Here is a 24,449-nt window from a genome sequence, read left to right as displayed (position 1 = left end):
GGCCGAGCGCCACACCAGATGGCGCAGAGCTGAACGAGGCAGAGGAAAGAGGCGAAAGGCAGGAAAATGGGCGGATTTTTCGGAGGAATGGTCGCGGGCGCGATCGTTGTTTTGATCTTGGGTGCGGTTGTGTCACTCAAGACGCCGATGGTGAATACCCCGGTTGTTGCAACCGAAGCACCGGCGCCGACGATTTCTGAGACTCCCGAGGCTCCGGCTGAAGTGGCAGACGCCGGTTCTGACGCCGATCTGGTGGAACTTGCCCCGCGTGCGCCAGAAGCCGCCGATGACGCCGGCGGGGATCTGGCCGATCTCTCGGGGCTGGAAACGTCAATCGATTCCCAGCCGGTTGTCGGCGCGGCAACGGACGCGCTGAACCAACCGGAAGCGGCAGGTGCAAATGAAGTGTCATTCGTGATCGAAGCGCCCGCCGCCCTGCCAGAGCCAAGTCAGGTTCCCGCAATTCAGCCAGACGATGCGCTGCCTGCCGTCATTGATGAAACACCGGCCCCGCCAACAGAGCCCGAGAACACCGAGGTGGCCGCGCTTGCGCCCGAGCCAGACCCTCTGCCACGGGCGGTGCCAGAACCGGAGCCAGAGTCGACAGAAGCCGAAGAACAGAACCCCTTTGAAAACAGCCCGATTGCCGTGGAGGGGGATGAAGACACCATGCCTCGGGAACTGCCGCGCATCGCTGCGCTGCCCCAGATCGGGGGTGAGCAGAAAGCAAGTGCCAGCTCGATCATTGGAAAACGCGTCGTTCCGCTGACAGAACGGGATGATGAGCCCGTCGTGGAACAGGCCTCGGCTGAACCGGCGAAATCGGCCAAGCCGATCGAGCGTTTTGCGGCAAAGTTCGAAAACCCCGAATCGAAGCCGCTGATGTCCATCATTCTGATCGATGACGAGGGTGCATTCGGGTCCGAGGCTTTGCAGGACTTTCCCTATCCGATCAGCTTTGCCGTGAACCCATCGGATCCTGACGCGGCAGAAAAGATGGCCCGTCACCGCAACGCCGGGTTCGAGGTGCTGGCCCTGGCGGATCTGCCCGAGGCGGCAAGCGCGCAGGACGCCGAGGTGTCGCTGTCGGTGTGGCTGGATACCCTGCCGGAAACGGTTGGTATTCTGGAAGGCGTGAACAGCGGGATTCAGGGCAATCGCAAACTGGCTGATCAGGTCGCCGCGATTGCTGCGGGAACCGGCCGGGGGCTGATTACGCAGGACAATGGGCTCAACACCGTGCAGAAACTGGCGGCGCGAAACGGAATTCCGTCCAGTGTCGTTTTCCGCGATATCGACGGCGCACGGCAGGATCCCAAAATCATGCGCAGATTCCTGGATCAGGCCGCGTTCCGTGCGGGGCAGGAAGGGACAGTGGTCATGCTGGGGCGCGTGCGTCCCGAGACGATTTCAGCCCTGTTGCTGTGGGGGCTGGAAGATCGGGGCAACCGCGTGGCAATGGCTCCGATCTCGGCTGTCATGATGAAACAGGTGCAGTGACCCGCACAGACAGCAACGAAAAGAGGCGGTGATCATCTGATCGGCCGCCCCTTTTTTAGCCGTTTCCGTTGCCGGTGAACCGGGCGGCGTCAGCTGCCGCGCGCCGTATGGCGTTAGATTTATGAACAGTTTCCATGAACTCGGCTTCGGGGTCGCTGTCGTAAACAACACCACCCCCAGCTTGGATATAGAGTTTCTGATCTTTCACGATGGCGGTGCGCAGGGCAATACACATGTCCATGTCTCCGCCCGCGCTGAAATAGCCGACGCCTCCGCCGTAAACGCCGCGTTTTTCAGGCTCCAGCTCGTCGATGATCTCCATCGCGCGCACTTTGGGCGCGCCCGAAACCGTACCTGCCGGCATACCCGCAAAAAAGGCATCCAAAGCGTCTTTGTCTTCGGCCAATTCGCCTACAACGTTTGATACGATGTGCATCACGTGGCTGTAGCGTTCGATGATGAACTCTTCTGTCGGACGCACGGTTCCGATCTTTGACACACGACCGGTATCGTTGCGACCCAGATCCAGCAGCATCAGATGCTCGGCCAGTTCTTTCTTGTCGGCCAGCAGATCCAGCTCGTTCGCCTTGTCTTCTTCGGGCGTCGCGCCACGTGGGCGCGTGCCTGCGATGGGGCGAATGGTGACTTCATTGCCAAACACCCGCACCAGGATTTCGGGGCTTGCGCCCACCACCTGAAAACCGCCGAAGTTGAAGTAGAACATGAAGGGTGACGGATTGGTGCGCCGCAAGGATCGGTAGAGAGCAAAAGGCGGCAGCGGAAAATCCTGCGTCCAGCGCTGTGCCGGGACAACCTGAAAGATGTCACCCGCGCGGATGTATTCCTTGGCCTTTTCAACCGCCTCCATATAGCCGGACTTGGTAAAGTTCGACACCGGCGCGGCGACCTCGCGCGCGTCGCCCAGATCGCGGGTTTCCGCGGGCATGGCACGTTCCAGGTCGCGGACCGCATCCATCACACGCTCAGCCGCCTGCGCATAGGCCGCCTTGGCCGATTGACCGTCGCTGGCCCAGGCGGGTGAAACCACCGTCACCTCACCCTTGACCCCATCCAGCACTGCGATGACAGACGGGCGCAGCATGATCGCATCGGGCAAACCCAGCGGATCAGGGTTCACATCCGGAAGGTGTTCCACCAGCCGAACCATGTCATAACCCAGATACCCAAACAGCCCGGCAGCGGCCTGTGGCAGGTCATCGGGCAATTCCATGCGGCTCTCGGCAAGAAGCGCACGCAGGTTGTCCATCGGGTTGCCATCTTGGGGCGAGAACGCCTCGGCATCGAACCGAGCCGAGCGATTCAGTTCCGAGGTTTCCCCGTGACAGCGCCAGACCAGATCAGGTTTCATGCCAATGATCGAATAGCGGCCACGAACCTCTCCGCCTGTAACCGATTCCAGCATGAACGCATCTTTCTGCGCGCCCGTCAGCTTGAGCATCAGTGACACAGGTGTGTCCAGATCGGCGGCCAGACGCGTATATACAGCCTGGTTTTCGCCCGCATCATAGGCGCGCGCGAAGGTTTCGAAATCGGGTGTCAGGGCCATATCGGTCTCGTTTAAAAGCTCGCCTGCACGGCGTTCAGCGCCTGTTGATCCACCACGGGGCGCGCCCGGGTCTGGGCGTCACGTACGTAGGCGTTAAAGATATTCTGTGCCAAAGCCTGATCCATCTGCGAGCTCAGGGCATCACGCAACTGTCGCAGTTCATCCGTATCCGCCGGCGGCAGGGTTTCATCCAGACGCACTATCCAAGCCGCACCATTGCCCTCAACAACGCGCATCTCGCCCGGTTCCATCGCGAAAACTTCGTTCATGAAACTGGCCGGAACATCATCCAGAAACGCTGTGCGGGTCAGGGCGTTTTCGACGCGGAAGGGCAGGCCGGTCGCTGCGAAATCACCGTCAGGTGCCAGTTGGTTCAGAATGGTATCCGCCTTTTCGCGCAGGGCTTTGTTGATCTCGGCCTGTTGCCAGGCCTCGGCGACACGGTCGCGCGCGCTCTCCAGCGGTTCCGGGCGACGCGGCAGAACCTCGTCCAGGCGCAGGGCAAAAATTGACCCATCTTCCAGGAACGCGATTTCAGGGAAATCTCCTTCCTGCACGGCTTCTGCGGCCGCTCGGAACCCATCATAGGCCGCAACGCCTTCGTCGCTGTCACGAGTCCAGTCGATCTGACCCAGTTCCATTTCGGTTTCTTCCGCCAGTTCTTCCAGCGTGGCACCGCCTGCCAGCATGTCGTTGATATCTTCGGATTGCGCTTCGATCAGACGGCGGGCGCGTTCAGTCGCCAACTCTTCGCGAAGTGCCGGCTCGGCCTCTTCAAATGGAACAGTGTTCGCAGCCAGTGATCCGTTGACGCGGAACAGGGCCGGACCAAACACCGAAGGCAACGGGCCCACGACAGTGTCAAGCTCGGCCGCAAAAACGGCGTCCGCAGCTTCGCCCAGATCCTCACGCGTCACGTCGCCCAGATCGATGTCATTCAGTTCCAGATCGCGATCCCGAACCAACTGTTCGAACGTTGTGCCGCCAACCTCAAGCTGCGCCAAAGCGTCCTTGGCGGCCTGTTCGCTTGGGAAGTTCAGACGTTCGACCAAACGGCGTTCAGGCTGGTTGTATTCGTCGGATCGTTCTTCATAGAGTTTGCGCAGCGCGTCTTCGTCGATTTCGACGGTGTCCACCAACATTGCTGGCGACAGAATCGCGTAAGTCAGCTGCTTGGTGCGGGGCAGCATGAACTGGTCCCCATTGTCATCATAGAATGCCTGGATCTGTGCGTCCGTTGGATCGGCCAAAGGTGTATCCAGCGCTTCCGTTCCAACAGTTGCAACAGCAAAGCTGCGCCGCGCGCCGATATAATCGATCATCGTGTCCGTCAGCGTTGCCGGCATTTTCACGCCGCCCATGATTGCGCCCTGTACGATGGTTCGGGCGGATTCCTTGCGCAGATCGGATTCGAATTCGGAATCGGTCATGCCGACCTGTTCAAGCTGAAAGCGATAGGATTCACGGTCAAAAGTTCCGTTGACACCCTGAAATGCCGGGATCGAGATGATCTCTTGCTGAAGGTTCTCATCGCCGATGGAAATTCCAAGCTGACCGACCTCGTTGTCCAGCGCCGCCAAAGCGGTCAGGCGGGCAAGGGCGTTTCGGTCCAGACCCAGATCGCGGGCTTGCGACATCTGCAAAGGTTGCCCGGATTGTGCCTCCACCGCTCGAATCTCGCGCTGCAATTCGCGCACGTAGTCATCGACCGAGATGCTTTCGTCGCCGACTGTCGCAACTGTGCGGATCGTCCCGCTGAGGTTGACCGCGCCAAATCCCGCAAGGCCCAGCATCAGCAGGCCCATCAGAATCCAGACAAAGGTTTTCGAAAGACTTTTAGCGCCTGCGGCCATGATGCCCTCTTGTTTTTTCGGCAGAGTTCTGCCCTGTCGGTTGCGGCCCTGAATACGACGCACACCGCCGAGGGGCAAGCTTAGAAGGACAGAGCCTGCAACCGGTCGAACAATTGGCCCAGCCCGGCCCGATCCAGATTGGCAAAAGCAATGCGCACCTGCCGTTTTCCAGCCGGGTCATGATCCGGCATGAACATGGTTCCGGGCAACAGCAGCACGCCAGCTTCGCTGACCAGACGGCGCGCAAGCTCGTTTGACGGCATATCAAACGGATGTTCGAGATAGGCAAAATAGGCGCCAAGTCCCAAAAGCCGCCACCCCCGTGCTTCAAGCGCTGGCATCCCTTCTGCAATGGCTGCGCGGCGGTCAAGAATTTCGTCACGCTCGCCAGCCAGCCATTGCGACAGGTTTTGCATACCCCACAACGCTGCGAACTGGCCGATCTGGCCCGGGCAAATGGCGACCGTATCCAGAAATTTCTCGATTTCGGCCAACAACGCCGGGTTTGTTGCGATGGCACCCACCCTGTGGCCCGTCAGACGATAAGCCTTGGAGAAAGAGTAAAGGTGGACAAGCGTTTCGTCCCACCCGGGTTGCTGAAACAGATCATGCGGGGGGCCGCTTCGGCTGTCGAAATCGCGATAGGTTTCATCGACGATCAGGCGGATCCTGGTTTTACGGGCCAGGTTGAAAAACGCCCTGACCAGTTCGGCAGGGTATTCGACGCCGCCCGGATTGTTGGGCGTGACCAGCGCAATGGCGCGTGTCTTGTCGGTAATCAATCCGCGCGCACGCTCTGGATCGGGCAAAAGATCCTCCCCGGTCGGCAGGTCCACGGCCTGTACTCCGGCCATGTCCAGCCACATTTTGTGGTTGAAATACCAGGGGGTTGGCAGAATGACCTCATCCGCTTCGCCGGTAATCGCCGATATCACGGCCGAAAACGCCTGATTGCAGCCCGAGGTGATGGCGATCCGAGGTGCGTCTACCTGCGCCGCATAGTGAGAACTGATCTGCGCCGCCAGTTCGGCGCGCAGATCGTCATTGCCCAATACCGGGCCGTAAAGATGTGCGCTGTCTTCGCGAACGGCGAAGTCGGCCATAGCCTGCCGCAAGGCAAGCGGCGGCGGATCGACCGGCGCCGCCTGGCTTACGTTGATCAACGGGCGGTCGGATGGGAAGGCAACACCCTCGACCCATCGGCGCGCCTCCATCACCGGAGGGGCGAATGTTGCGGCGGTGCGGCTGAGCGTCATGTTCGGTCTACTGTTCAGAAATCAATCGGTGCCGCGATACGGCTCGACATATTGAAGGGCCATATCCCATGGGAAGAAGATCCATGTGTCCTGGCTGACCTCGGTGATGAAGGTATCCACCATCGGGCGGCCCTTGGGTTTGGCGTAAACCGTCGCGAAATGCGCGTTTGGGTACATGTCCCGAACCAGTTCCAACGTCTTTCCGCTGTCGACCAGGTCGTCGATGATCAGAATACCGGTTCCGTCACCCATCAGGTCGGCGTCCGGAGATTTCAACACCTCTGCTTCACCCTGTTCCTGGTGGTGGTATGAACGCACGCTGATCGTGTCGACCGTACGGATGTCCAGTTCTCGGCTGACGATCATCGCAGGCGCCATGCCGCCGCGCGTGATCGCGACAACACCCCGCCAGTTGCCATCATCGGGACCTTGCCCGTCAAGACGCCAGGCCAGTGCACGCGAATCGCGATGAATCTGGTCCCAGCTGATGTGAAAGCCTTTTTCGTGGGGCAGGCGGTCCTTGGCGCTCATGTTCTTAACCTTTTTCAACGTCCGGGGCGTCAACGGCCTTCATGCCGACAATGTGATACCCCGAATCCACATGCAGATTCTCACCGGTTACGCCGCTGGACAGATCCGACAACAGGTACAGCGCCGAGTTGCCGACGTCATCGATCGTCACGTTGCGGCGCAGGGGCGAGTTATATTCGTTCCACTTCATGATATAGCGGAAATCGCCGATGCCGCTGGCGGCCAGCGTCTTGATCGGGCCGGCCGAGATCGAGTTCACGCGGATGCCATCCTTGCCCAGATCCTCGGCCAGGTATTTGACCGACGCCTCCAGCGCGGCCTTGGCAACGCCCATGACGTTATAATGCGGCATGACCTGCTCGGCGCCGTAATAGGTCAGGGTCACAGCGCTGCCGCCTTCTGACATCATCTTTTCGGCACGCTGCATCACGGCTGTGAAGGAATATACCGACACATCCATCGTCAGTTTGAAATTCGCGCGGCTGGTGTCGACATAGCGACCGCGCAGCTCGTTCTTGTCGGAAAAGCCGATGGCGTGGACGACGAAGTCCAGCTTGCCCCATTTCTCTTCCAGCGCTGCAAACAGCGCGTCTATGGACGCTTCGTCACTGACGTCGCAGGGCAGAACGATTTCGCTGCCCAATTGCGCCGCCAGCGGGTCGACGCGCTTTTTCAAAGCCTCGCCCTGATAGGAAAAGGCCAGCTCGGCCCCGGCGTTCGACAAGGCGCGGGCGATTCCCCATGCGATTGATTTGTCATTGGCCAGTCCCATGATGAGGCCGCGCTTGCCGGCCATCAACTGATTTGACATGTTCGGTTCTCCGCCTGTCTTCGCGTTATGTTGAGTTGGTTTATGCCATTGGTTGCGTTGCATCAAGGCCGTGCGCTCTTGCCCGCAGCGGGTTCTCGCCTTAGGTTCGTCGTTAATACTTTCCAGGGGATGGAAATGACCGAGCGTGATGGCATCTTTGCTGGCTCCGATCCGTTTGAAATAGCGGCCCGGTGGCTTGCCGAGGCTGAAGAAACCGAATTGAACGACCCGAATGCGATTGCGCTTGCAACCGTTGATCCAGATGGCATGCCAAATGCTCGCATGGTGTTGCTCAAGGAAATCGAAGCGGACTCGTTTGTTTTTTATACGAACTACGAAAGCGCCAAGGCCAAGGAACTGGATGCAGCCGGAAAAGCTGCATTTGTGATGCATTGGAAATCTTTGCGGCGTCAGCTTCGTGTTCGTGGTATAATACGTCGTGAAAATGGGCCCCAGGCAGATGAGTATTATGCATCAAGGTCATTGAAAAGCCGACTGGGCGCGTGGGCTTCAAAGCAGTCGCAACCGCTTTCAAGCCGGGCAGCTTTGATGGCAGAGGTCGCGAAAGTGACGGCGAAACTTGGGCCAAATCCACCGCGTCCGCCGTTTTGGGGCGGGTACAGATTGACGCCCACCGAGATTGAGTTCTGGGCCGATGGTGCATTCCGCTTGCATGACCGGTTCAGATGGCAACGAATTGAGCCGGGATCGGCATGGCATGTTGAAAGGTTGAATCCATGACGTTCACGTGTCGTGAAATGCAACAGGCAGAAAACAAACAATCTTTTCAGCTTGAATTTGTCTGCCATTCCCCTAAACAACAAACCCTTAACGAACTGCTGAAATTCGCGATGGGAAAACCGTGCCAGAAGACCTGAACAACATGTACCGCGTCCGTGGACACGTAAAATGGTTCGACCCCGCCAAGGGGTTTGGCTTTGTTGTGTCCGAAGAGGGCGGCCCGGATATTCTGTTGCATGTGAATGTTCTGCGCAACTACGGCCAGAGCTCGGTTGCGGATGGCGCCAGCATTGAAATCATGACTCACCGCACGGACCGAGGGGTTCAGGCGGTCGAGGTCGTTGCGATTGATCCGCCGGCGCGGACCGACTCGATGATGCTAGCCGATTTTGCCGAGTTGGATCCGGAGGTCATCGCAAAAGCGCCGCTGGAAGCCGCGCGGGTGAAATGGTTCGACAAGGGCAAAGGTTTCGGATTCGCCAATGTGTTTGGGCGCAACGAAGACGTATTCCTTCATATCGAGGTGCTGCGCCGCTCGGGGCTTGCCGATCTGCAACCTGGTGAAGCGCTGGCCATGAGGGTGATCGACGGCAAGCGGGGTCGGATGGCCGCGCAGGTTCTGGCCTGGGAAGCGGCTTTGGATAGCTGAACCGAATGAAACGGCTTCGGATCCTCTTGACCATATTCGTAACGTTGTGGACAGGAGTTGCCGCTGCCGCATGCAGATCGGACCGTGTCACGCTCAGAAATGACAGTGCGACGGTGCAATTTAACGTGGAAGTCGCCGTTACTCCGCAAGAGCGATCCCGCGGTTTGATGTTTCGCGAATCGTTGCCGGCTCGATCCGGTATGCTGTTCGTCTTTGATCCGCCGCAGCCCGTTGCGTTCTGGATGAAGAACACCCTGATCCCGCTCGATATGGTATTTCTGGATCGCACCGGTTTGGTGACGCGTGTGCATGAAGAGGCGATTCCGGGTGATCTTACGCCGATTGAAGGGGGCGATTCCGTATTTGCGGTGCTGGAAATCAATGCAGGATTGTCCGCGCGCTACTCTATCGGGCCCGGGACACAGATGAAGCACGAAATTTTTTCGCAAGGACCTGCAATTTGGCCCTGTTAGGGCTTTTCAAATCAGATCGGCGTCGTTAGGAAGGCGCACGGTCCGGGGCGTGGCGCAGTCTGGTAGCGCACCTGTTTTGGGTACAGGGGGTCGTAGGTTCGAATCCTGCCGCCCCGACCACTTCCATCAAGCTAATTCGGCGAGCCACCCATTGTCTGGTAGAGCTCGCTGATGGCTTGGTTCAGAACCTTGCTTTCAACCGGAACTTCAACTGCCGCACCGGATTTTTGCGGGACGCGGAAGAAAACACGCGCGTCCACGCGATACCCTGCGTTTGTTTTTGTTGACGTAAGGCGCATGACGCTTTGCGGCAGCTCCTGCGGATGGCCGTCATAGTTCAGAATCAGATAAGCTGTCGCCTTGGGGGGCAGGAACTCGCTGCATTCAAAGATTTGATTCCCGGTTTTCCTGAAAGACTCGCCAGGGCCCGAGCAGCTGGTTTCAAACGTGTCGAACAGTCGTTGAGGGAAGGAGTCGAACTGTGCGCTGCGTGACGGGATGGGCACATCCTGTGGTGCGCAGGCCACGATGCAGGCTGTGGCCGGGATAAAATGAAACAACTTCATTCGCTTGAGCTCCCTCGCTCGTGGGTAGACCGTTCGGCACATGGCGCGGGACAGTTCGCCCGGACAGCATTGATTCCGTTTCAGCGTAACCAGCATGTCGTTAGTTGATCAAATGCAGATAACTATGCTGGTAAAAACGGGAATTCATTTTGAGAGTTCAAAATATCGGCGGAAATACGCCGTGGATGAAGTTGTGGAGGAATCGCGACCTGCACGCAGAAGGCTTCACGCAACCATCAGGTCAACAAAAAAGATTTGGAAAATGACCGAAAAAGGGCGTTGACCTTCTATGGGAACATACGTCAAATTGTATGGGCCAACGAGATTGCCACAATATCTGGTGTATAATCCGGAAAAGGCAGCGGGCGAGGGTCGGAAAAGCACAATCGTTTTACGTGCGGTCGCATTTGCGGCTTTGCGCTGTTTCAGACAGCGAACAGTACCTTTTTGCGCGCGTCTCAGGGCGTTGTGGGCGACACCCTGCAACACAAGATTTGGTGTCGGGAATCGGAAATTGAGCTGTATTAACCAGGGCTGCGGACATGAAGATTGAAAGAAAATTCACCAAACCGGATCAGGACGCCTATGCGGAACTGAATTTTGTGTCTGCAACATCTGAAATCCGAAATCCGGACGGTACAATCGTTTTTCGTCTGGATGACATCGAAGTCCCCTCGAGCTGGTCGCAGGTCGCAAGTGATGTGATTGCGCAGAAATACTTCCGCAAGGCGGGGGTGCCCACCAAGCTCAAGAAAGTGAAAGAAAAAGACGTTCCTGAATTCCTGTGGCGATCGGTTCCCGCGGACGGCGCAGAGTTCGAAGGAGAAACATCGTCGAAGCAAGTGTTCGACCGTCTGGCCGGTGCCTGGGCCTATTGGGGCTGGAAGGGCGGCTATTTCTCGACCGAGGAAGACGCGCGCGCCTATTTCGACGAGATGCGATATATGCTGGCAACCCAGCGCGCGGCGCCGAATTCGCCGCAGTGGTTCAACACGGGCCTGCACTGGGCGTATGGAATCGATGGCCCGGCGCAGGGGCACCACTATGTCGATTACAAGACCGGCAAGCTGACCAAGTCGAAATCGGCCTATGAGCATCCTCAGCCGCACGCGTGCTTCATCCAGTCAGTCGATGATGATCTGGTGAATGAAGGCGGCATCATGGATCTGTGGGTGCGCGAGGCGCGCCTGTTCAAATACGGGAGCGGAACAGGCACCAACTTCAGCCATCTGCGGGCCGAAGGCGAGGCACTGTCGGGTGGCGGCAAGTCTTCGGGCCTTATGGGCTTTCTCAAGATCGGCGACCGCGCCGCTGGCGCGATCAAATCAGGCGGGACAACCCGTCGGGCAGCAAAGATGGTGATCGTCGATGCAGATCACCCGGACATCGAGCAATTCATCGAATGGAAGGTGATTGAAGAACAGAAGGTGGCCTCGATCGTTGCCGGATCGAAGATGCACGAGAAGATGCTGAACGGCATTTTCGAGGCCATCCGGTCTTGGGATGGATCTGCCGATGACGCCTATGATCCGAACAAGAACGACGCGCTGAAAAAGGCGGTTCGTGAAGCGAAAAAGGTCGCAATCCCGGAAACTTACATCAAGCGTGTCTTGGATTATGCCAAGCAGGGCCACGACAGCATCGAGTTCCCAACCTACGACACAGACTGGGATTCGGAAGCTTACAGCTCGGTTTCCGGTCAGAACTCGAACAACTCCATCCGTGTGACCAACGCGTTCTTGACCGCCGTTGAAAAAGACGCCGATTGGGAGTTGATCAACCGCACCGATGGTAAGGTTGCCCGCACCGTCAAGGCGCGTGATCTTTGGGAAAAGGTCGGCCATGCCGCGTGGGCTTGCGCCGATCCGGGCATCCAGTTCCACGATACCGTCAATGAATGGCACACATGCCCCGAAGATGGTGAGATCCGCGGCTCGAACCCGTGCTCGGAATACATGTTCCTGGATGACACGGCCTGTAACCTGGCCTCGATGAACCTGCTGACCTTCCTGAAGGATGGTGAGTTCCAGGCGGCGGACTACATGCATGCCTCACGCCTGTGGACACTGACGCTGGAAATCTCGGTGACAATGGCGCAGTTCCCGTCGAAGGAAATCGCGCAACTGTCCTATGACTTTCGCACGCTGGGTCTGGGTTATGCCAATATCGGCGGTCTGCTGATGAACATGGGCTATAGCTACGACTCGGACGAAGGCCGGGCGATCTGCGGTGCGCTGACCGCGATCATGACCGGCGTGGCCTATGCGACATCGGCTGAAATTGCCGGAGAGCTTGGCCCGTTCAAAGGCTATGAGCGCAACGCCGAGCATATGCTGCGTGTCATCCGCAACCACCGCCGCGCGGCGCAGGGTGTGACGGAAGGCTACGAGAAACTGGCCGTCAAACCGGTGCCGCTGGATCACGGCAACTGCCCGGACAAGCGCCTGGTCGATCTGGCCATGTCCGCCTGGGACGAGGCGCTGAGCCTTGGTGAGAAGAACGGTTATCGCAACGCGCAAGCCACCGTGATCGCGCCCACCGGCACCATCGGTCTGGTGATGGATTGCGACACCACCGGGATCGAGCCTGATTTTGCGCTGGTGAAGTTCAAGAAGCTGGCCGGTGGCGGGTATTTCAAGATCATCAACCGCTCGGTGCCATCGGCGCTGGAAAAGCTGGGCTATTCCTCGTCGCAGATCGAAGAGATCGTATCCTACGCAGTAGGTCACGGCACCATCGGCAATGCGCCGGGGATCAACCACACCTCGCTGACCGGTCATGGCTTTGGCCCGAATGAACTGGCCAAGGTGGACGCCGCGCTGGAAAGCGCGTTCGACATCCGGTTTGTCTTCAACCAGTGGACACTGGGCGAGGATTTCTGCACCGGTGTTCTGGGCATCCCGGCGACCAAGCTGAATGATCCGACCTTCGATCTGCTGCGCCATCTGGGCTTTACCAGGGCGGATATCGACGCGGCCAACGACCATGTCTGCGGAACCATGACGCTGGAAGGTGCGCCGCATCTGAAGGAAGAGCATTATTCGATCTTCGACTGCGCCAACCCGTGCGGGAAAAAAGGCAAGCGTTTCCTTGGAGTTGAAAGCCATATCACCATGATGGCGGCGGCACAGAGCTTCATCTCGGGTGCGATCTCGAAGACGATTAACATGCCGAATGACGCGACCATCGAGGATTGCCAGAAAGCCTATGAACTCAGCTGGTCGCTGGGTGTGAAGGCCAACGCGCTCTATCGTGACGGTTCGAAACTGTCTCAACCGCTGGCGGCAGCACTGGTCGAGGATGACGATGAGGCGGCAGAGGTGCTGGAGAGCGGCTCGGCGCAGGAAAAGGCTGTCGTTCTGGCCGAAAAGGTGATCGAGAAGGTTGTGGTCAAAGAGATCATCCGCAGCCATCGTGAGAAACTGCCGCATCGCCGCAAGGGCTATACCCAGAAGGCAATCGTTGGTGGCCACAAGGTCTATCTGCGCACCGGTGAGTTCGAAGACGGCCAGCTGGGCGAGATTTTCATCGACATGCACAAGGAAGGCGCTGGCTTCCGTGCGATGATGAACAACTTTGCCATCGCCGTGTCGGTCGGTCTGCAATACGGTGTGCCGCTGGAAGAATTCGTGGACGCCTTCACCTTCACCAAGTTCGAACCCGCGGGGATGGTGCAGGGCAACGACTCGATCAAGAACGCAACGTCGATCCTGGATTACATCTTCCGCGAACTGGCCGTGTCCTATCTGGACCGCACCGATCTGGCCCACGTGAAACCCGAAGGCGCAACCTTTGACGATTTGGGTCGTGGCGAGGACGAGGGTGTCTCGAATGTATCGGAAATCAGCGATACAGCCGCGTCCAAGTCGTTGGAAGTGCTGAAACAAATCAGCTCCACCGGTTATCTGCGCAAGCGCTTGCCGCAAGATCTGGCTGTGTTCAACGCGGGTCAGGTCGAGGTGAACGGTATGGCTGAACCAGCGGCTTCCTTCGAAGCACCGGCAGCCGAAACGGCGGTGGCCACCGGAATGGACGCCCGCACAAAGGCCAAGATGCAGGGGTACGAGGGCGATCCCTGCGGCGAATGCGGAAACTACACGCTGGTGCGCAACGGCACCTGCATGAAATGCAACACCTGTGGCGCGACAAGCGGGTGTAGCTGAGTTTAGCGCCCCGGCAACCCGGGGTGCAGGGGTCGGATGGCTGCCACAGGTACCGACCCCGACGAATACGAAGCAAGGCACTGAGACTTACCGTTGATGCCTTGGTCCACTCGGCCGACATGCCCGTGTTGGCCGGAAACAGGGTGGGGCGGAATATTTGCTCCCTCCCACTCTTTCACGGAACGGGTGCGCTCGTTCCATGCGACGTCCAGGCCGCAGGCAAAAAAACACCGGGCGGTCAACGAAATGAGCCTGGATGGCGAAACTGACAGGGGGCTTCGGCCCCCTTTCTTTTTTGCGACTGGTTGCCCGGATAAGCGCGGTCCTGCCGGATCGGGCCATGCCTGTCGGGCAAGTTCTGCCGAAACGGGTCTGGCAAGGTTTTGCCCGGCGGTGTGTCGCAACACCGACTCGGGCAAACACGCAAAGATTGGCGCGATTTCCCGGAAATCACGTAAAACGGGTGACGCCTGCGGCTGTTCCGGTGTTTCTGGGGCCTGTCCGGACGAAGACATAATCAACTTATCCAGGAGGCACGAAAATGAAACCGCAGTACTTGATTGGGATTTCCATTGCTGCACTGACCTTGCCGGGAGTGCTCTCGGCGCAGTCCTCAACCGACGCCAATGGCGATGGCGTTCTGACCATCGAAGAAATTCAGGCCGTGTTGCCCGACGTTGACGCCGATACATTTTCGGCGATGGACGCAAATGGCGACGGGGCGCTGGATGCAGATGAGGTGGCCGTTGCACAAGAGGCAGGTTTGCTTCCACCCAGCAACGGGTAGACAAGAAAGGGCGGCCCGACACTCATCGGGCCGCTTTTTCTGATGCTATAACGGCAAGTGAATGTTGAATTTTTCTCGAATCTCAGCATCCAGAACCGGGTCGAACCGGGCCGCCGACGGGGTGGACAGGATCTCATTCTTTCGGGCCACTGCCTTTTCAACCAGATCCGGCTTGCCAAGCTCCACCCATTCCTTGGGGGAAGAGCGGTCACCAAAGGTCGGATAGACATAGTCGGCCTGCATCCGGCTGAGGGTCGCATCGGTGCCCAGATAATGACCGGGGCCGCCCATGCATACGGATGCGATCTGATCCAACGCCAGGGTTTCATCGGTCACTTCGATCCCGCGCACACAGCGCTGCGCCTGACCGATCAGGTCGTCGCTGAGGATGAGGCTTTCAAAGCAGAACCCCAGCAGCGAGGCGTGCATGCCAGCGGCTTCATAAACCATGTTCAGACCGGACAGCCCGGCCATCACGTTCGAGCACATCTGTTCCCACCCGGCCTGCATGTCGGGCAGCTTCGAATCTGATGCGCCGGCTGCCGCGCCCCCCGGCAAGTCGTAGAAACGGTGCATCTGGGCGCAGCCTGCCGTCAGCAGGGCTTGTTCGCCGGAACCGATGGACATTGCGCCGGTCCGTAGATCAAGACCAAAGGGCCAGGTGCCGAAAACTGCGGGCGCGCCGGGACTTACGGCGTTTACATAAACCAATCCCGCAAGGCATTCCGCCGTGGCCTGGGCGATTGCTCCGGCGATGGTTGATGGCGCGGTGGCGCCGGCCATTCCGGCTGACAGCAACAGAACCGGCATTCCGGCCTTGATGCATTCCTCCATCACTTCGCAGCTTTCAGTGGCGAATTTCATCGGTGGGACGACGAAGCAGTTCGAGTTCGACACAAATGGTCGCTCGCGATATTTATCTTCGCCGCCCGCGATCATATAGATCATCTCCATCGCGGGGGCGACGTGGCTGGGTTCCGTGAAGGATGTGCCGACGTGTTTGAATGTTCCTGAACAGCTGGCGTAGATCGTGTTCAGGTCCATTTCCAGGTTGTCCGTGATGTCGCGACAGACCATGGGGCGCTGAACAAAGTGAATATTGTCAAGCTGTTGGCAGATACGTGCGGCATCGTGCAAATCCTGAACGGTTGAATCGCGATACTCGCGACCATGCACGTCGACCATTGAAACGGCTGCACCAGCCGTGCCGTAATGTACTTTTGTACCTGTCAGGTCCAGATCGGTTTTCCCGTCACGGCTGTACAAAGTGACATTGCGGTTCGCCTTTGCGATCGTGTCTTCGACAAGCGCACGGGGAAAGCGGACGCGGCCATCGTCGCCCAATGCGCAGCCTGCACCAACCAGATAGTCGATCCCGCTTTGCGGCGCGTCCGCCAGACCAATTGTTTCCAATGCGGTCAGGGCGGCCTCGTGGATACGTTCGATCTGTGCTTGGGTCAGGACATTCAGGACACCGCCTTCCATACCGGGGCGCACGGGGCGCAGATGTTCAGGCAATGCGGTTGCACGGGCAGCGCGACGCGCAGCGCGACCGCCGCTGCGCGATGTGTTGCGGGATTGGTCGTTCATTTCTATTTCCGATCTGTGAGAGATGTTTGGGGAACTGGCAAATGGCCGCTTACGGCCGTCCTCTCGCTGCACGTCCCCGGTCCGCACCAATGGTGCGGCTGATCAGGCTGATTTTCCAGTCGTGGTCAGTCATTCCGCCTCTCAACGTTTGGCGCAACAATTCCAAAATACGGCGACGCAATCTGTTCTGTTTGCGACCTCAACGGAATTTACTTCAGCAAATATCTGCCCAACAAACCTCTGACGGAATTCTGAGGCAGATTTTCTCCCTCGAGGACAGAAATCTGTTATACTGCATTCACTTACTCTTGAGCTTTGCGTGCAAGGAATTGAACTCTGACAAAAGCGATCCCAGTTGAATTGTAAGTTAACACATGATCTGAAGCCCGAGTGAAATCGCGTTGAAACAGACTTTTGAACTTTTTTCTGTCCTGATTGTCGTGGCTCTGACGGCCAACGCCAGCCCGGTTTTGGCAGAGGATTGGACAGGGGGGTACGTTGGGCTCAGCTTTGGGTATGGCGATGCGGATGGACCGGGTGGATCAAGCGGGGACGACACCGCCTTTGGTGCGCATGTAGGCTATGATCGGGATTTCGGGGCTTTCGTTCTGGGCGGTGAACTTGAATACAACCGCCTTTCCCTGAACCTCAGCCAGTCTCAGGGCAGTCTGGACAGCATGACCCGATTGAAACTGCGTGGCGGGTACGATTTCGGCAGCGCGCTGGGGTATGTCGTCGTTGGCGCGGCACGGGCCGAAACATCTGTCGACAGCGATACCGCCGCTGTTTACGGGATAGGCATCGCTTATCCGATTGGCGACAATTTTGTCATAAGTGGCGAGGCGTTGCGGCAAGATTTCGATGATGTTACCCGATCCACCGGTGGTTTGGATTCCAACGTATTTAACCTGCGCACAACGTTCCGTTTCTGACAACGGGCTTATTCAGCTGCGTGCTTCCTCGCAAGTTGCGACGCGAATTCGCACAGCGTTTTCAGCGCATCCGCAAAACGTTCATCCGCCACGGTCATGGCCACCCGTATGTGCCCGGCAGCGGCCTTGCCGAAGCTTTCGCCGGGCATGACGGCAATCTTGTGTGCGTCCAGCAGCGCGTTGGCAAACGCGTCCCCCGACATCCCGGTCGCGCGGATATCCAGCATCAGATACATGGCGCCCTGCGCGGGGACGAGGCCGACGATGTTTTGCAAGGCTAGAATATCCATGGCCAAGGATCGGCGGCGGCGGAACGGAGCGGCGATTTTTTCTTCAAGTTCAACACCCGCGGTCAGCGCAAAACTCGACGCGTCCTGCACGAACCCGGGAACGCCGTAGGTGGTGTGGGTCGCCAGATTGATCAGATGGGCGATGACCTCCTCGGGGCCGACGACCCATCCACACCGAGACCCCGTCATGGCGTGGGACTTGGACATGGATCCAACCACAAGCGTTCGCTCTGCCATGTCGGGCAGCGCACGCGGAGAAAGATGTTCACCGTCCCAGACCTGCGTGTCGTATACCTCATCCGAGATCAGCCAAAGATCGCGTCGCTTGCACACGTCAGCGACCGCCTCGAGCGATTGACGGGAATAGACCACGCCGGTCGGATTGTTCGGCGTGTTGATCAACAGCGAAACCGCGCCTTCAGCAGCGGCATCGATCCGCTCGGCCTGGGGCTGGAAAGCGTCGTCAGCGGCGGTTTGAACTGCGCGGGCGACGGCGCCAACACCCCGAATCGTGCCGGGGTAGGTGGCGTAGTACGGGTCGAGAAACAATCCGACATCACCGGGATCGCAAACGGCCATATGTGCCGCGAACAGGGCGGCTTGCCCGCCGGGGGTGATCAGAACATTGTTCCGAGAGGTCGGAACGCAAGTGCGGGTCTGAACCCGCGCGGCGACCGTGTCGCGCAGCAGGTCCGTGCCGGGTACCATCGCGTAACCTGTATGGCCGTTGCGGGTCGACAGCTCCATCGCCCGAAGAATCAAAGGGTCGGTTCGGGTGTCATGTTCACCGATCGTCAATTCGGTTACGGCTTGTCCTTCGCTCAACATCCGGCGGGCGCGATAGAACACGTCCCAGCCATCGCTGCCGCCGCCGGTGATCTGCGTGATGCGTTCAGACAATCTCATGAAATCGCCTCTGGTTGCTTTGCGCTGAATGGGGCAGAGCAGTGGCCGTTTGTCAATCAGCTTCGCGGCGCCAGCGTTGCCTGAAGCTTTTTTGTCAGCGATGCGCGCACGAGGTCATAGGAGGCCGTCAAACGATGGCGCAGCTCCTCGGTCTCGGCATCAAACGGCAGGCGGACCCAGCTGCGGTGAAAATAGGGGGCTTTCACCGCGACACCGGCATCAATCAGCATCTGAGCCGTTTCCACGTCGGGCGTTTTGACGGAAACACCGTCATTTGCAATTCCGATACAGGCAAACATCTTGCCGCCAACTTTCCACGCGTCATGACCGCCGCCCCATGGGTCTGACAGTTCTGCACCGGGAAATTCCTTGCAGATGGAATTGATGAGGTCTCGATCCATGACGGGCACTCTGCCGGACCGGGTGATCAAACTCAACGCTTGGCTTGGCGGGAATCCCGTGCTAACCGAGGGGCATGAACCCGGTGACCTGCATCATTATCTGCTGCATTACCTGCTGATTTATCAAGCGGGCCGGTTTCTTTCGTTTTCATCCCTGAGACAAGTTGCTAAGCCCGCGCCAACGCGCAAGCCTTTGCTGTTTTCTAGGAGCCCGACCGATGACGACGATCAAGCTGCACAACACGCGGACGCGGACGAAGGAAGATTTCGTACCGATCGACCCTGACAACGTGCGGATGTATGTCTGTGGTCCGACGGTCTATGACCGCGCCCATCTGGGCAATGCCCGCCCGGTGGTCGTGTTCGACGTTCTTTATCGTCTGTTGCGCCACGTCTATGGCGCAGAGCGCGTGACCTATGTGCGCAATTTCACCGACGTGGACGACAAGATCAACGCCACCGCGCTGGCCCGCAAACAGGCCGGTGCAGAAGGGTCGTTGGAGCAACTGGTTCAGGAACGGTCGGATGAAACCATCGGCTGGTACCTGCATGATATGGGCGCTTTGGGCACGTTGGAGCCGAACGAGATGCCGCGTGCGACCCAATTCATCGCACAGATGATTGCGATGATCGAAGACCTGATCGCCAAGGGCCATGCCTATGCCGCCGAAGGTCATGTTCTGTTTGCGGTGGATAGCTGGAAAGAAAGCTATGGCAAGCTGTCGGGGCGCTCGGTGGATGACATGATCGCTGGCGCGCGGGTCGAGGTGGCGCCCTACAAGAAGAACCCGATGGATTTCGTTCTGTGGAAACCCTCGACCGATGAACTGCCGGGCTGGGACAGCCCATGGGGGCGGGGACGTCCGGGCTGGCACATCGAATGCTCAGCCATGAGCTATGAGTTGCTGGGTGAGAGTTTTGATATCCATGGTGGCGGCAACGACCTGATGTTCCCGCACCACGAGAACGAGATCGCTCAGAGCAAATGCGCGCACCCGCACGGTGAATTCGCGCGGGTCTGGCTGCATAACGAGATGTTGCAGGTCGAAGGCAAGAAGATGTCCAAATCGCTGGGCAACTTCTTCACGGTGCATGACTTGTTGGAGCAGGGCGTGCCGGGTGAGGTAATCCGCTTTGTCTTTTTGCAGACGCATTATCGCAAGCCGATGGACTGGACCGAGAAGAAAGCCCGCGAAGCAGAGGCGACGCTGCGCAAGTGGCGAGATCTCGTATCCGAGATTGGTTGCGTTGAGGGAGAACCTCTTCCAGAGATTGTTAAGGTTCTCGCCGATGATTTGAACACAGCAGGCGCGATTACACTGCTTCACGAAGAATTCAGGCGAATTAGAAAATTGCGGAACGAGTTGCTTCAAAGCGTAGAGCATGAGGGTCCGATCCTAGCAGAGGAAGTCTCGGATTTTGTTGCATCCGCCCAGCTTATTGGCCTCCTGACTCCTGAGTTCGGCGACTGGGCTCAAGATAAGAAATTGTCTACAGAAGTGCGAGACGTCATAGAAAGACTCGCGAGAAAATGGATTGAAAGTAGGCGATCTAAGAACTGGGAGAGAGCCGACAAAATTCGAGACGAATTGGCAGCAATTGGTATTCGGTTGGTGGTCGAGAAAACCAATTCGTCCGAATGGCGCTATGAGAACCCAGATTACGCCGACAACGAGGCAAACCGAGCCCGTCTAAAGGCGCTATTGGACTTGGAAAGTAAGTGAGTCAAACGCTGGTTCGTGGAAGGTAAGTGAGTCAAACGCTGGTTCGTGGAAGCGAGATCTAATGACCAAAAAACGCCTCTATCTTTATGACACCACCCTGCGTGACGGGCAGCAGACCCAGGGCGTGCAGTTTTCGACCGCTGAAAAAGTGCAGATCGCACAGGCGCTGGACGCATTGGGGGTGGATTACATCGAAGGCGGTTGGCCCGGTGCCAACCCCACCGACAGCGCGTTTTTCGAGGCGGCGCCAAAGACCGCGGCCCAGTTGACGGCCTTTGGCATGACCAAACGGGCAGGGCGCTCGGCCGAGAATGACGATGTGCTGGCTGCGGTGATGAATGCGGGTACGCAGGCCGTTTGTCTGGTTGGCAAGTCGCATGATTATCACGTGACCCATGCGCTTGGCATTTCGCTTGAAGAGAACACGGAAAACGTTCGTGCTTCGGTCGCGCATATCGTTGCGCAAGGGCGCGAGGCTCTGTTCGATGCCGAACATTTCTTTGATGGGTACAAGGACAACCCCGAATACGCGACAGAAGTTTGCCGGGCCGCGCTGGAAGCGGGCGCGCGATGGGTTGTGCTGTGTGACACCAACGGCGGCGCGTTGCCGTCCGAGGTCGGGCGGATCGTGTCCGAAGTGATCGCGGCCGGCCTGCCGGGTGAACGGTTGGGTATTCACACCCATAACGATACCGAGAACGCAGTGGCCTGTTCTCTGGCGGCGGTCGAAGCAGGTGCGCGGCAAATTCAGGGAACGCTGAATGGTCTGGGGGAACGCTGCGGCAACGCAAACCTGACGGCGCTGATCCCGACATTGCTGCTGAAAGAACCCTACGCCTCGCAGTTCGAAACCGGCGTCAGCCTTGATGCGCTGGCCAGGCTGACCCGCATCAGCCGCATGTTGGACGATGTCCTGAACCGCGTTCCCAGCAAGCAGGCGGCGTATGTGGGCGCGTCGGCTTTTGCGCATAAGGCGGGGTTGCACGCCAGCGCGATCCTTAAGGACCCGTCGACTTACGAACATGTGGACCCTGCGAGCATAGGCAATGAACGTATCATTCCGATGTCGAACCAGGCGGGTCAGTCGAACCTGCGCAAACGCCTGACCGAGGCGGGGCTGAGCGTCAAAGCCGGTGATCCCGCATTGGGCCGCATCCTTGAGCGGATCAAGGATCGTGAAGCGGTTGGGTATTCCTACGACACCGCGCAGGCCAGTTTCGAACTGTTGGCGCGGGATGAACTGGGGCAACTGCCTGAGTTCTTCGAGGTCAAACGCTACAAGGTCACTGTTGAGCGTCGGAAGAACAAATACAACAAGATGGTCAGCCTGTCCGAGGCTGTCGTCGTGGTCAAAGTGGACGGTGAAAAGAAACTGTCGGTCAGCGAGTCCATGGACGACTCCGGAAACGACAGGGGGCCTGTGAACGCGCTGGCCAAGGCGCTGGCGAAGGATTTGGGACAATACTCGCAGGTTTTGTCAGACATGCGCCTTGTCGATTTCAAGGTCCGTATCACCCAGGGCGGGACCGAAGCGGTGACCCGCGTCATCATCGACAGCGAAGACGGTCAGGGGCGGCGCTGGTCGACGGTGGGTGTTAGTGCGAACATAGTTGATGCGTCCTTTGAGGCGCTGCTGGATGCGATCCAGTGGAAACTGGTCCGTGATTGCGATCCGCAAAAGGCAGCGGCCGAGTGAGTGGGACCTTCGACGATGATGTCAAAGCCTGCGCCGCGCTGGTACAGCGTGCGGATCCTGATCGGTTCCGCGCGACGATGGCTGCTCCGGTCGCGGCCCGCGTGGTTTTGTTTCCGATCTATGCGTTGAATGTTGAAGTCGCCCGCGCGCCATGGGTGACGCAAGAGGCCATGATTGCCGAAATGCGGCTGCAATGGTGGCGCGACGCGTTGCAGGAGATTGCAGAAGGGGCCGCGGTGCGGCGGCACGAGGTGGTGACGCCTTTGTCGCGGGTCCTGTCGCCGCATCTGGCAGGCGTTCTGGATGAATTTGTTGCCGTAAGACGTTGGGATATATACCGGGATCCGTTCGAGGATCAGGAACATTTTGACGCCTATATCAACCACAGTTCCGGATCTCTTTTCGTCGCCTCGGCGCAAGCGCTGGGTGCGGCGGATGAAAGCGTGTTGCGCGATTTCGGGTACGGAGTCGGTGTGGCAAATTGGTTCCGCGCCATTCCCGAACTGGAAAAGCGGGGTCGCGTACCTTTGCTTAATGGGTCGACGGGTGGCGTTCAGCAACTGGCCCAATCCGCTTTGGACCGATTGCGCAAGGCGCGATCAAACCGGGCCGACATCGCACCTGAGGCGCGTCCCGCGCTGTATGCAGGTTGGTTGGCGGAACGGGTGCTTAAGCAGGCCATCGCCCAACCCAAGCGGGTGGCGGCTGGAGCGCTGGAACCAGGCGAAATGCGTCAGCGACTGTCCCTGATGTGGACCGTCGGCAGCGGGCGCTGGTGATCAGACCCTTTCGGGATCGGCCGGGCGCAAAACCAGCCACAGCAATGCGCCACCTGCCAGTGTCAGCAAGGGGATCATGGCAAGGTTGACGGCGTTCCACCCCTCGATCGCGGATCCGCCCGAGCAGTTCATCAACCCGCCCGAGGCCAGCGATGCCAATGTCACACCGCCAAACACCAGCAGGTCGTTGAGGCCCTGCATCCGCCCGCGTTCATGCGGTTCATGCGACGCGGCCAGCATCGTGGTCGCGCCGATGAATCCGAAATTCCAACCAATGCCCAGAAGAACAAGGGCGACAAAAAAGTTACCCAATTCAACGCCTTGCAGCGCAACCACCCCTGATGCAGCAAGTATGGCCAAACCCAGAGCGACGATCTTCTCAACGCCAAACCGGGCAATCAGGTGCCCGGTGAAGAAGCTGGGGACATACATTGCCAGCACGTGACTGGTCACGATATCCGCTGCGTCATTGGCAGAAAATCCACATCCGACAACGGCAAGCGGCGTCGAGGTCATCACCAGATTCATCAACGCATAAGACACCATGGCACAGATGATCGCGACGGCGATGCGGGGTGTTTTCAACAACTCGATCCGTGACCGCCCCTTGGGTTCATCGGCCGCAGGTTTCGCAGGCGTCGGAATGTCGAGAAAGAAGAACAGCGCCGAGCCCAGAACGTTGATCCCGATTACGGCCATATATGTTCCCAGAAAAGGGATGACGTAAGCTTCAGACGTAAGTTTCACAATCTGAGGCCCGATGATGGCGGCCGCCAGCCCACCGGCCATCACGTATGAAATCGCTTTTGGGCGGTAGTCGTTTGACGCGGTGTCTGCTGCCGCAAAGCGATAGAACCCGTGTGCGCTCATATAGATGCCGGTCAGCAGGCTGCCGACAAGAAAAATGGGGAACGAGCCCAGAAACAGGCCATAGGCCCCGATCAGCCCGCCCAGTGCACCGGCGGTTGCCCCGACAAGGAACCCCACGCGACGGCCCCATTTTTGCATGATGGCCGAGATCGGCGTGGCTGCCAGCATCGATCCCAGAACGATCAGGGATATCGGCAGCGTCGCCAGGCAAGGGTTCGAGGCCAGCGATTGACCTGCAAGCCCGCCAACGATGAACATCATCGGCATCTGCGCACCCAGGATGGCTTGGGCAGCCACCAGCACGGCCACATTGCGTTTGGCCTGCCGGTCGTCCGGAAGGGTTGAAATCATGGTCATGGGCGAA

20 protein-coding genes and 1 tRNA gene are annotated in these 24,449 nt (G+C 58.4%); 11 read left to right on the top strand and 10 right to left on the bottom strand.

Annotated elements, in window-relative coordinates; translation table 11 throughout:
- Positions 1-66 precede the first annotated feature (66 nt).
- Positions 67-1,500 (top strand): polysaccharide deacteylase family 2 protein, encoded by a 1,434-nt coding sequence (locus I9185_RS04075; protein WP_210092404.1) that lies wholly within the window; start codon positions 67-69, stop codon positions 1,498-1,500.
- A gap of 55 nt (positions 1,501-1,555) precedes the next feature.
- Here the strand turns inward: I9185_RS04075 and trpE are convergent, their stop codons facing one another.
- From trpE to fabI, 5 genes are all read right to left on the bottom strand, one after another.
- A complete protein-coding gene (gene trpE / locus I9185_RS04070) occupies positions 1,556-3,067 on the bottom strand; it encodes an anthranilate synthase component I (protein WP_210092403.1) in 1,512 nt (503 codons plus the stop codon).
- Between the two features lie 11 nt (positions 3,068-3,078).
- Entirely contained in the window at positions 3,079-4,920 is a 1,842-nt protein-coding gene (locus I9185_RS04065; RefSeq protein WP_210092402.1) for a peptidylprolyl isomerase, read from the bottom strand.
- 80 nt (positions 4,921-5,000) lie between these two features.
- Entirely contained in the window at positions 5,001-6,176 is a 1,176-nt protein-coding gene (locus tag I9185_RS04060; protein ID WP_210092401.1) for an aminotransferase, read from the bottom strand.
- Between the two features lie 21 nt (positions 6,177-6,197).
- Positions 6,198-6,707 (bottom strand): xanthine phosphoribosyltransferase, encoded by a 510-nt coding sequence (gene gpt, locus I9185_RS04055; RefSeq protein ID WP_152458089.1) that lies wholly within the window; start codon positions 6,705-6,707, stop codon positions 6,198-6,200.
- Between the two features lie 4 nt (positions 6,708-6,711).
- Positions 6,712-7,518 (bottom strand): enoyl-ACP reductase FabI, encoded by an 807-nt coding sequence (gene fabI / locus I9185_RS04050; RefSeq protein WP_171228263.1) that lies wholly within the window; start codon positions 7,516-7,518, stop codon positions 6,712-6,714.
- Positions 7,519-7,653: 135 nt separating this feature from the next.
- On the opposite strand from fabI, the gene pdxH reads away from it, so the two are divergent.
- From pdxH to I9185_RS04030, 4 genes are all read left to right on the top strand, one after another.
- Positions 7,654-8,259, top strand: coding sequence for a pyridoxamine 5'-phosphate oxidase (gene pdxH / locus I9185_RS04045; protein ID WP_171723642.1), 606 nt, complete (start codon positions 7,654-7,656; stop codon positions 8,257-8,259).
- A gap of 121 nt (positions 8,260-8,380) precedes the next feature.
- On the top strand, positions 8,381-8,908 hold the full coding sequence (locus tag I9185_RS04040; protein ID WP_171632237.1) for a cold shock domain-containing protein: 528 nt from the start codon (positions 8,381-8,383) through the stop codon (positions 8,906-8,908).
- A 5-nt stretch (positions 8,909-8,913) separates the two neighbouring features.
- Positions 8,914-9,381, top strand: a complete 468-nt coding sequence (locus I9185_RS04035; RefSeq protein WP_171632240.1) for a DUF192 domain-containing protein — start codon at positions 8,914-8,916, stop codon at positions 9,379-9,381.
- 43 nt (positions 9,382-9,424) lie between these two features.
- Positions 9,425-9,501 (top strand) — tRNA-Pro (locus I9185_RS04030).
- Between the two features lie 11 nt (positions 9,502-9,512).
- Here I9185_RS04030 and I9185_RS04025 read toward each other — a convergent pair.
- Complete coding sequence (locus I9185_RS04025; RefSeq protein WP_209833022.1) at positions 9,513-9,947, bottom strand: hypothetical protein; 435 nt, start codon at positions 9,945-9,947, stop codon at positions 9,513-9,515.
- A 542-nt stretch (positions 9,948-10,489) separates the two neighbouring features.
- On the opposite strand from I9185_RS04025, the gene I9185_RS04020 reads away from it, so the two are divergent.
- A complete protein-coding gene (locus I9185_RS04020) occupies positions 10,490-14,110 on the top strand; it encodes a vitamin B12-dependent ribonucleotide reductase (protein ID WP_171632245.1) in 3,621 nt (1,206 codons plus the stop codon).
- A 541-nt stretch (positions 14,111-14,651) separates the two neighbouring features.
- Positions 14,652-14,897 carry a hypothetical protein gene (locus tag I9185_RS04015; protein WP_117868858.1) on the top strand — a complete coding sequence of 82 codons (246 nt, stop codon included), beginning with the start codon at positions 14,652-14,654 and terminating at the stop codon, positions 14,895-14,897.
- Positions 14,898-14,942: 45 nt separating this feature from the next.
- On the opposite strand, the gene I9185_RS04010 is transcribed toward I9185_RS04015, so the two are convergent.
- Positions 14,943-16,487 (bottom strand): trimethylamine methyltransferase family protein, encoded by a 1,545-nt coding sequence (locus I9185_RS04010; protein ID WP_210092400.1) that lies wholly within the window; start codon positions 16,485-16,487, stop codon positions 14,943-14,945.
- Between the two features lie 401 nt (positions 16,488-16,888).
- Between I9185_RS04010 and I9185_RS04005 the strand changes: the two genes are divergently transcribed.
- Positions 16,889-17,419 carry an outer membrane beta-barrel protein gene (locus I9185_RS04005; RefSeq protein ID WP_245217972.1) on the top strand — a complete coding sequence of 177 codons (531 nt, stop codon included), beginning with the start codon at positions 16,889-16,891 and terminating at the stop codon, positions 17,417-17,419.
- An 8-nt stretch (positions 17,420-17,427) separates the two neighbouring features.
- Here the strand turns inward: I9185_RS04005 and I9185_RS04000 are convergent, their stop codons facing one another.
- Both I9185_RS04000 and I9185_RS03995 read right to left on the bottom strand, forming a co-directional pair.
- Positions 17,428-18,615, bottom strand: coding sequence for a pyridoxal phosphate-dependent aminotransferase (locus tag I9185_RS04000; RefSeq protein WP_210092399.1), 1,188 nt, complete (start codon positions 18,613-18,615; stop codon positions 17,428-17,430).
- A gap of 56 nt (positions 18,616-18,671) precedes the next feature.
- Entirely contained in the window at positions 18,672-19,016 is a 345-nt protein-coding gene (locus I9185_RS03995) for an MmcQ/YjbR family DNA-binding protein (protein WP_171723213.1), read from the bottom strand.
- Positions 19,017-19,234: 218 nt separating this feature from the next.
- Between I9185_RS03995 and cysS the strand changes: the two genes are divergently transcribed.
- From cysS to I9185_RS03980, 3 genes are all read left to right on the top strand, one after another.
- Positions 19,235-20,740 (top strand): cysteine--tRNA ligase, encoded by a 1,506-nt coding sequence (gene cysS / locus I9185_RS03990; protein WP_210092398.1) that lies wholly within the window; start codon positions 19,235-19,237, stop codon positions 20,738-20,740.
- A gap of 61 nt (positions 20,741-20,801) precedes the next feature.
- A complete protein-coding gene (gene cimA / locus I9185_RS03985) occupies positions 20,802-22,436 on the top strand; it encodes a citramalate synthase (RefSeq protein WP_210092397.1) in 1,635 nt (544 codons plus the stop codon).
- The gene (locus tag I9185_RS03980; RefSeq protein ID WP_171632262.1) at positions 22,433-23,215 is read left to right on the top strand and encodes a squalene/phytoene synthase family protein; all 783 of its coding nucleotides are present in this window, start codon (positions 22,433-22,435) and stop codon (positions 23,213-23,215) included. Before cimA ends, I9185_RS03980 begins: the two co-directional genes overlap by 4 nt.
- Here I9185_RS03980 and I9185_RS03975 read toward each other — a convergent pair whose 3' ends face one another.
- Entirely contained in the window at positions 23,216-24,442 is a 1,227-nt protein-coding gene (locus tag I9185_RS03975) for an MFS transporter (protein ID WP_171632265.1), read from the bottom strand.
- Between the last annotated feature and the right edge of the window lie 7 nt (positions 24,443-24,449).

This window comes from Ruegeria sp. HKCCSP346 (assembly GCF_017872595.1).
Taxonomy (GTDB): Bacteria; Pseudomonadota; Alphaproteobacteria; order Rhodobacterales; family Rhodobacteraceae; genus Ruegeria.
This window is presented reverse-complemented; position numbering and strand designations above follow the sequence as displayed.

Bases quoted from the DNA above. Each gene is read 5' to 3' on its own strand.
- I9185_RS04010 (WP_210092400.1), bottom strand. From the start codon at position 16,487: ATGAACGACCAATCCCGCAACACATCGCGCAGCGGCGGTCGCGCTGCG.
- I9185_RS04035 (WP_171632240.1), top strand. From the start codon at position 8,914: ATGAAACGGCTTCGGATCCTCTTGACCATATTCGTAACGTTGTGGACA.
- pdxH (WP_171723642.1), top strand. From the start codon at position 7,654: ATGACCGAGCGTGATGGCATCTTTGCTGGCTCCGATCCGTTTGAAATA.
- I9185_RS04000 (WP_210092399.1), bottom strand. From the start codon at position 18,615: ATGAGATTGTCTGAACGCATCACGCAGATCACCGGCGGCGGCAGCGAT.
- I9185_RS04065 (WP_210092402.1), bottom strand. From the start codon at position 4,920: ATGGCCGCAGGCGCTAAAAGTCTTTCGAAAACCTTTGTCTGGATTCTG.
- I9185_RS04020 (WP_171632245.1), top strand. From the start codon at position 10,490: ATGAAGATTGAAAGAAAATTCACCAAACCGGATCAGGACGCCTATGCG.
- I9185_RS04075 (WP_210092404.1), top strand. From the start codon at position 67: ATGGGCGGATTTTTCGGAGGAATGGTCGCGGGCGCGATCGTTGTTTTG.
- I9185_RS04025 (WP_209833022.1), bottom strand. From the start codon at position 9,947: ATGAAGTTGTTTCATTTTATCCCGGCCACAGCCTGCATCGTGGCCTGC.
- trpE (WP_210092403.1), bottom strand. From the start codon at position 3,067: ATGGCCCTGACACCCGATTTCGAAACCTTCGCGCGCGCCTATGATGCG.
- gpt (WP_152458089.1), bottom strand. From the start codon at position 6,707: ATGAGCGCCAAGGACCGCCTGCCCCACGAAAAAGGCTTTCACATCAGC.
- I9185_RS03995 (WP_171723213.1), bottom strand. From the start codon at position 19,016: ATGGATCGAGACCTCATCAATTCCATCTGCAAGGAATTTCCCGGTGCA.
- cimA (WP_210092397.1), top strand. From the start codon at position 20,802: ATGACCAAAAAACGCCTCTATCTTTATGACACCACCCTGCGTGACGGG.
- I9185_RS04060 (WP_210092401.1), bottom strand. From the start codon at position 6,176: ATGACGCTCAGCCGCACCGCCGCAACATTCGCCCCTCCGGTGATGGAG.
- I9185_RS03975 (WP_171632265.1), bottom strand. From the start codon at position 24,442: ATGACCATGATTTCAACCCTTCCGGACGACCGGCAGGCCAAACGCAAT.
- cysS (WP_210092398.1), top strand. From the start codon at position 19,235: ATGACGACGATCAAGCTGCACAACACGCGGACGCGGACGAAGGAAGAT.
- I9185_RS04015 (WP_117868858.1), top strand. From the start codon at position 14,652: ATGAAACCGCAGTACTTGATTGGGATTTCCATTGCTGCACTGACCTTG.
- fabI (WP_171228263.1), bottom strand. From the start codon at position 7,518: ATGTCAAATCAGTTGATGGCCGGCAAGCGCGGCCTCATCATGGGACTG.